Origin of the sequence: Peribacillus sp. NPDC096448, assembly GCF_044762675.1 — a bacterium.
Classification (GTDB): domain Bacteria; phylum Bacillota; class Bacilli; order Bacillales; family DSM-1321; genus Peribacillus; species Peribacillus frigoritolerans_B.
On record NZ_JBIWEU010000046.1, the window covers coordinates 1 to 7,460 of the forward strand.

Annotated in this window: 8 protein-coding genes; 3 read left to right on the plus strand and 5 right to left on the minus strand. The window is 31.4% G+C overall.

Annotated features, from left to right (window positions below):
- Positions 1 to 195 precede the first annotated feature (195 nt).
- Complete coding sequence (locus ACIQ0C_RS26895) at positions 196 to 606, minus strand: YjdF family protein (RefSeq protein WP_403065873.1); 411 nt, start codon at positions 604 to 606, stop codon at positions 196 to 198.
- A 504-nt stretch (positions 607 to 1,110) separates the two neighbouring features.
- The gene (locus tag ACIQ0C_RS26900; protein ID WP_403065876.1) at positions 1,111 to 1,986 is read right to left on the minus strand and encodes a LysR family transcriptional regulator; all 876 of its coding nucleotides are present in this window, start codon (positions 1,984 to 1,986) and stop codon (positions 1,111 to 1,113) included.
- A 144-nt stretch (positions 1,987 to 2,130) separates the two neighbouring features.
- Here ACIQ0C_RS26900 and ACIQ0C_RS26905 point away from each other — a divergent pair, with 144 nt between their 5' ends.
- From ACIQ0C_RS26905 to ACIQ0C_RS26915, 3 genes are all read left to right on the plus strand, one after another.
- Positions 2,131 to 2,907, plus strand: coding sequence for a class I SAM-dependent methyltransferase (locus ACIQ0C_RS26905; RefSeq protein WP_402904868.1), 777 nt, complete (start codon positions 2,131 to 2,133; stop codon positions 2,905 to 2,907).
- Positions 2,908 to 3,417: 510 nt separating this feature from the next.
- The gene (locus ACIQ0C_RS26910; RefSeq protein WP_403065879.1) at positions 3,418 to 3,750 is read left to right on the plus strand and encodes a magnetosome magnetite crystal formation protein family; all 333 of its coding nucleotides are present in this window, start codon (positions 3,418 to 3,420) and stop codon (positions 3,748 to 3,750) included.
- Positions 3,751 to 3,784: 34 nt separating this feature from the next.
- A complete protein-coding gene (locus tag ACIQ0C_RS26915) occupies positions 3,785 to 4,546 on the plus strand; it encodes a MerR family transcriptional regulator (RefSeq protein WP_403065882.1) in 762 nt (253 codons plus the stop codon).
- A gap of 747 nt (positions 4,547 to 5,293) precedes the next feature.
- Here the strand turns inward: ACIQ0C_RS26915 and ACIQ0C_RS26920 are convergent.
- The 3 genes from ACIQ0C_RS26920 to ACIQ0C_RS26930 all read right to left on the minus strand — a co-directional run bounded on the left by ACIQ0C_RS26920 (position 5,294) and on the right by ACIQ0C_RS26930 (position 7,249).
- Positions 5,294 to 5,782, minus strand: a complete 489-nt coding sequence (locus ACIQ0C_RS26920) for a hypothetical protein (RefSeq protein ID WP_403065885.1) — start codon at positions 5,780 to 5,782, stop codon at positions 5,294 to 5,296.
- 319 nt (positions 5,783 to 6,101) lie between these two features.
- A complete protein-coding gene (locus tag ACIQ0C_RS26925) occupies positions 6,102 to 6,473 on the minus strand; it encodes a DUF4181 domain-containing protein (protein ID WP_403065888.1) in 372 nt (123 codons plus the stop codon).
- A gap of 185 nt (positions 6,474 to 6,658) precedes the next feature.
- Positions 6,659 to 7,249 carry a VanZ family protein gene (locus tag ACIQ0C_RS26930; protein ID WP_403065891.1) on the minus strand — a complete coding sequence of 197 codons (591 nt, stop codon included), beginning with the start codon at positions 7,247 to 7,249 and terminating at the stop codon, positions 6,659 to 6,661.
- Positions 7,250 to 7,460: the final 211 nt, after the last annotated feature.

A 7,460-nucleotide genomic window follows, 5' to 3' on the forward strand; every position in this document is an offset into this window, starting at 1 on the left:
ATAAGGGCGATAATATAGTAAAGCACAAGCTTTCCCCAACTTTCCTAGAATATAACTTTGAATTATTACCTTACTGTATTACTTTACCATAAAAAACCAAGTTATATCTTAAACTAATCTGCCCCTTTAGTTCATAGAAAAAGAGCTGCCGAAGTGAACTGCATTAGAGAACATCTAACAATTGGAGGTGCAGTTTTACCTTCCACGGTGCTTTTTTTTACGCTTTTCTACCTTTAATTGTCTTTTCTTTTCCTTTTCCTCTTCTATTTGTTCACGAGAAAGTACTTTTCGCTTTACTTTTCGATTTTCAAGCTCTAATTTCAATGCTTCTTGAGCTTTGGAAGAGGCGCCTTTTTGTTTCATTTGTTTTCCAACAGCACGTGCTAACCGTTTAGGGTTTATGTGCTGTTCTTTCTTTTGATTAACGTTTACACCTGTTGTAACTCGTTCCAGTAACCTCATCATTATGTGGTTTACAAAGTATTGTACCTCTTCATCTTTTGGTTCTTTTCCAAAGATATGTTTACAAACTCTCAAAAACCCATCTTGATTATCTTCAACAATTCCTACCCAGAACTGGCCATCAAAGTAAAGTGTTAATTTCATCAGAAAAAACCCCCTCTAATTAAATAACAGAGTGATGGACATCCCGAGGGGGGAAGGCTACTAATATTAGTATGATGCAACTAATACGTCTGGACTACCAACCAAACTGTGATTTTTCACTCTATTAACCATTATATGAAAATACATGTTTTTGTAAAGTATTGGTAATGCATTCCCTTTAGGAGACCATTAGAATCTTTGGTTCATAAAATTATTTTTATTTCATTAATTTTAAAATTTGTTAGTTACTTGTAGATTTGAAACAAAGTTTGATCAAATTAATACAAAAAACCTTGATAAATAAATCTAAAGAGCATGTTTTGAAAAAAGATTAATCAAAACATGCCCTTATACTATTTAATTGGATTATTCTTTTATAAATTGATCATTTTTGTGTTCCTTAATGAACTAACGCACCCGTTAGTTCATTAAGAAAAGCGATTCTTATTAAAGAATCGCGCCCTTTTCTTGAATAAGGCTGAAAGTAAAAATTCAAAAAATAGACTAAAACTTTGCCACCTCATCTTTTAAAAATCCAATAAATGTCTTTGCTTCATCTGTTTCTACTTTTGTTAATACATAGGTTGAAGATGTTGGCAGGCTGATTTTATCTGGTCTTATTTCTAACAATTTATTCATTTTTATTTCTTCCCTAACCATCGTATATGGTAAATATGAAATACCAAGCCTTTGTTCTATAAATCGTTTTGTAATTTCAATTTGATTAACTTTCATTGTTCGAACAGTTGGATAACTTCTCTTAATGTCATTCAAAAGATGATCCCAATAGTCAGGATGGTTATGAGTAATTAACCTGTATTTTTGTAATATCGTCTTTTCATCATACTTGTATTTTCCTTCATCAATAGTGGGGCCTACTAAAATTACAGGCTCTTCGTGTATGATATGGCAATCTATATTGGTCTGAATTGGTTTTATTCGCGTTAATCCTAGATCTGCTCTTCCTGCACTAATTTCCTCGCCAATTTCATAGGATTTAAGTACGTTAATAAAAACTTCTATATCGGGATTTTGATCCATAAAACTTCGTAATATTGAGGGCAGAATTGATGATGCAATTTGTGGCGCTGTTGCAATAATTAACTTCCGTTTATAACCTTGTTTCCACGATTCAAATTCATCTAACCCCTTTTCGTATTTCATTAGTATCTCCCTTGCATGTGGGAGAAAATTATATCCTGCGGATGTAAGAGCAATTGTTTTTCCATTCCTCTCAAATAACTGAATGTTAAGGTTTTCTTCAAGTCTTTTTATATGTTTTGTTATAGCTGGCTGAGTTAGAAAAAGTTCTTCTGAGGTTTTACGGAAATTTTCATATTTAGCTGCAACAATAAATGTTTTGATCCATTTAATATCCATACTTCTCTCCCTTATAACAGATGGTTATTAATATTATTATTTTTCGTTAATATCCATTATTAATTATTTCTATTATAATCTAGTTAACAAAATTATAAATCCTATTTAAGTTTTACAAATAATTGATAAAGGGAGAGAGTGCGAATGGAAAAAAACCAAAGCACGAAGGATTATTGGAACGCAAATTTATATGACCAAAACCATTCATTTGTTTCAGAGTATGGAAATAATCTAATTGAATTATTAGCTCCGAAAAAAGGTGAGAAAATTCTTGATCTTGGTTGTGGAACAGGAGATTTGGCAAAGAAATTATATGATGTTGGTGTGAATATTGTAGGGGTAGATAAATCTAAAAATATGATTACGGAAGCACTGAGCAAGTACCCCCATATTAATTTTATGGTTCGAGATGCGACTGACCTAGGATACAATATCGAATTTGATGCAGTATTCTCTAATGCAACCCTTCATTGGGTAAAACAGCCCAAACAAGCATTAAATTGTATTTATCAGAGTTTAAAACCAGGTGCAAGGTTTGTTGCTGAATTTGGCGGTAAAGGGAACGTTCAAACTATAACAGATGAAATCATTCATCAATTTAAAGAATCAGGAATTGAATATAACATGGAACAATTCCCTTGGTATTATCCAAGTATTGGTGAATACACGTCTTTGATGGAGGTAGTAGGATTTAGAGTCATCTTCGCTCAGCACTTTGATAGACCAACTCCATTAGACGGTGAAAATGGATTAAAGAATTGGATTGAGATGTTCGGCAGTCATATGTTTGAAAATATTGATGAAGATAAAAAAGACTACATAATAACAAAGGTTGAGAATAAATCAAAAGCAATTTTATGTAAAGACGGTAAATGGATAGCTGATTACAAAAGGATTCGTGTAATCGGGATAAAAGAATAAAGAAGAGGCTGTCCAAAAGTTGAACTCGGACAGCCTCTTTATTAACATTTCATTGTTGAAACATTGTGATTTTATTTGTAGAAAAGGATTATCGAGTTTCTCTTTGAATGCCCTGTTAAGGGAATAACCTATAGCTCGTTTTATGAATAATCCCTTCTCTTATTCAACAATCTGGCCCGATTGTTGAACACACAAGTTAAAAACCTCTCTTCAACTAAACTGCCCCGATAGTTCATTAAGAAAAATTTATTCAAAACGGTGCAACTTTTTTATAAACAGTTCGTCTTTATTTCAAAACAAAGCCTAGGCTGTATTTTTTCTTCTATTTAGAGGGAGAGGATGAACTGAAACGATCGCAAAGCACAGCAATCGAAGTATCTATATATAGAGATTCTTTTAGGAATCAGAGTCAAAAAAAAAACTTGAATCTCTAGTTACGGCACCTTTTATGATAAAGATAGTTACTCTTCATAGGAGTAATAAATTTACGATTCTGGAGGCAAAGAGAGCATGAAAAATGAATCTTTAAAAAACAGAATACTGGCGAGTTTAATGCATCTATTGTCATTGATATTCACTTTTTTTTTACCACTCATCGTTTATTTGATGGTTCATAAAAAGAGTAAATACTATACTTTTCATGCAAAAGAAGGACTAAATCTTCATTTTACATTTTTTCCTATTTTCCTGCTGTTAACAATTATTGCGAAAAAATGGAGTCCTGCTGCTAATATTTCATTATCACTCATCATAATTGAAACCATCTTAATATTAATTGCAACGTTTTTTACATTGAAAGGAAAAAAATTCTCTTATCCAGTGATTCGTTACTTTAAAGTATAAATAACAAATACTCTTTTAAAACAGGGAGAGAAGAATGGATATGTCAAAAAAAAAGACTTTTACAATTGGAGAATTTGTTCATAAATCTGGAGTGAATATTAGAACACTTCGCTATTATGATAGTATTGATTTACTGAAGCCGAGTGATTATACAGAGGGAGGACATCGTCTTTATTCAGAGGATGATTTTCAACAATTACAACAAATTAAGTCCTTGAAATTTATCGGATTTTCATTAAAAGAAATAAAAGAAATGATTCAAAAAAACTTGGTAGACGGGTATGCTATGCAACAATCCCTTGAATTTCAAAAACAATTATTTATAGCCAAAAATCAAGAAATTAATGAGATTCTTTCAGATTTAACTCATTTAATCGGAATCGTTGAAGGAAAAAATACAATCAATATCAATACTTTCTCTTCTATGCTTCATAAGCTCATGTTTGAAGAAGATACAAAAGCTTGGTTCAAAAAACATTTTTCAAAAACATTAACCGAAGATATCTTTAATATAGATAAAGACGAAGATCTAAAGTTAGATAAGGAGTGGTCTGATATTCTATCAGACATCAAACTTCTAGCGAATAGTCATTTTCTTCCCTCATCAGAAAAGGCTCAAAAAAAAGTAGAACATCTATTAAATCTCATGAATCAAACTTTAAAAGGAAATTTAGATACGGTAATGACGGAACTTCCTGGATCTGATCCATTTCATTTTCCTAATCCTTTTACAGTAAAAGAGCAACAGTTTTTAAAGGAAGCTATGTTTATTTATGAAAATAGTAAACCACAATAAGCGACCTCAAAACCTTTGTTTTTAAAATAAAAAAAGGTACTTCTAAAAATAAAAGAAGTATCTTTTTAAAAAATGAATAAATAGAAAGGGCATTTTTTGAAAAAAGATTAATCAAAACATGCCCTTATAATATTTAATTGGATTATTCTTTTATAAAAAAGATTGAACATTTTTATGTTCCTTAATGAACTAACGCACCCGTTAGCCATCCATGAAGCGCAAAAATCAGCGCTTCACCACAGAGAATGAAAATTGGTCTCTATGTCGATAATGTTTTAATGGCTGGCGAAGAAGGTCGTTGAACTATGGTGCCTTTGAGCCCATCCGTTAGTCTGACTCCGACGACCACGGTGTACCACCGACTGTCGCGCCCTTTATGGGTAGCACTCATGGGAGATTAATTCTTTTTTGGTCGTCGCGCTAGCCTCTACTTAATATACTAGATTGGAGGTTTTTGTTTAACGATATACCAAACTCAATCAGATCACTCATAAGGCTCAGCCTTTTTTTAAAAAGCGTTTTTACTGGGTCTATTTTGTTGTGATTTTTTCCGGATTTTGAGCTTTTTTAATTTTCATGGGAGTTTAAGTACAAACCTTCACAATCTTGCTAACCTGCCTGTAACTTCGGCGTTATTTTGCGCTAATTTTGAGTGCTATTTGCACATCCAACTTCAAAAATAGGTCATCCCCAAAAATGGCCAATAACAGAAATACGCTCTGTTACTGGCCATTTACAAAATTATGCTTAATTTAAATTGACAGTAGAAATATATTGAACAGTTCCTTGTTCAGCTACTAAATTTATCTCTAAAATAAATGTTCCCTTCCTATTTGGCAGATGTATTGTGCTATTTTCAATTATAATCGATTCTTTCTTATTGTTATTCCAAAGCTGTGCTGTAATATCACTTTCTAAAACTGTACCATTTGCAATATATGAAAATCCTATATCCTCTCCAGATGGTAGGTCGATTTTTTTTTCTTTTTGTGCAAAAGTCTTTATATCATCCACCCGTTTTTTTACAAATTCACCATCTTTCACTTCCCAGTTTACATTTCCTTGTTCCATAATTATTCCGGAACCATTAACGTGTAACTCGCCTGTGGGAGGGCTTGTATCATAATCTTCAGCTATAAAATTATAGACACCAAATTGTCTGGCAATTAGAGTAATAATAAAAATTGAGATAACAGCAACTGGGATAAGCAGTAAAAGCTGCAATATTTTTTTCATGGTCTTCCTCCTCTTAGTAACCTGACTTTGACCAATTAATTTTACCACTAATTGCCATTAATTCAATATACAACCTTTTAATTGAATTACTTTGATTGAAATTGCAGAACAGGTACTTTTCCCTAATGAACTATTTATTGCTGAATAATCTAATAATAATATACGTGCAAAATAGCACTTAAAATAAATGCAAATTATCACCTAAAGTAACACATTGTATTTTTTTGCACAGTCCGACTACACTACGCTTGTTCAACTAACCTGCCCCTTTAGTTCTATAAGAAAAGGGATTGCCGCAGCAACCCCTTTTTCACAATAGCTAGATTCGGTAAATAAAATAATCTACATTATACATGATAACTAAAGCTAACAATAGGTAAGTAAGTGTAATGACATATTGTTTTGAGGCTTTCAGGTACTTCCACTCCATAAACGACTGAAAACCAAATGATACAATAAAAAAGCACATATACCACATAACATTTTTGTCCTCTTCTATTGCATAGGGAAGAGTACATAAAAAAGTTAATAGGATTAGACCTCTTCCCCATCGGTCAATATTCTTACCAGAGGTTTCTGATATCTTTTCTTTCTTTTCTACACCAAGCCATTTCGTTAGAAATTTATTTATAAAGAGTGTAAGAATAATAATAATGGCAAAGAACATAATGAACACTAAGAATTCTTCCAATTAAATATCCCCTTTCCAAAACCTTTTTATCTATATTTTACCATAATATTATTTGTATCTTATTCAAACTAAACTCCTCCTATAGTTGCATAAGAAAAAGCTGCCTTAAAGACAGCTCCGATCTTCAGCTAACGCACCCGTTAGTTCATTAAGATATAAGTTTGAAATTACAAAATAAATATGTTTTAAATATTTTTAATATTTAAAGTTACTATTAAGTTATTATTTTTAAAAACCTTATAAAGCAATTTCCATATTAATAAGCCGAATGCAGTACCTAACATGTTAAAAATTAAATCATCAATATCGGCAGCACGATAGTTGTACCCAATCCACAAACCAGCTAGACCTTGAAAAATTTCAATTGATAAACTTGTTAAAAAGCCAATGAATATAATCTTTTTTGTTTGCATATTTGAAAAAATCATTGGTAAAACAAATCCCATAGGAAGAAATAGAATAGTATTACCAACCACTTGTTTTAAAATAATACTTACACCAAAGCTTAAAGAATCCATGTTCATTGCATCATTAAAGATTTTAAATGGAATAAAATTATTTTTTAATCCCAGGTTATCCTCTATCATTGTTTCAATTAAAAATTTCTGAATTGGAAATGGAAATATAGTTACACTAATAAGACTGCTTATATAAATAGTGAAAAATAATAGATATACGAAATTAAGACCAGAGATACGCCTTTTTACACGTTGAAATAACAAAATTATAAATGATATTGAAATTATTATTATGCTAGGATATAAAGCTGTTAACATAGTTAGTTTTCTCCAATTTATTTTATTTATTTTTATAATACCAAATTTTTCATATAGTAGGGCCGTTTATTAGTTGCATAAGAAAAAGCTGCCTTAGAGACAGCTCCAATCTTCAGCTAACGCACCCGTTAGTTGATTAAGATGTTGATTTGGTGAAATCCATTTATTGCTACTAGCATATTTTTATTTAGAAAGCTTTATTTTAGTTGAC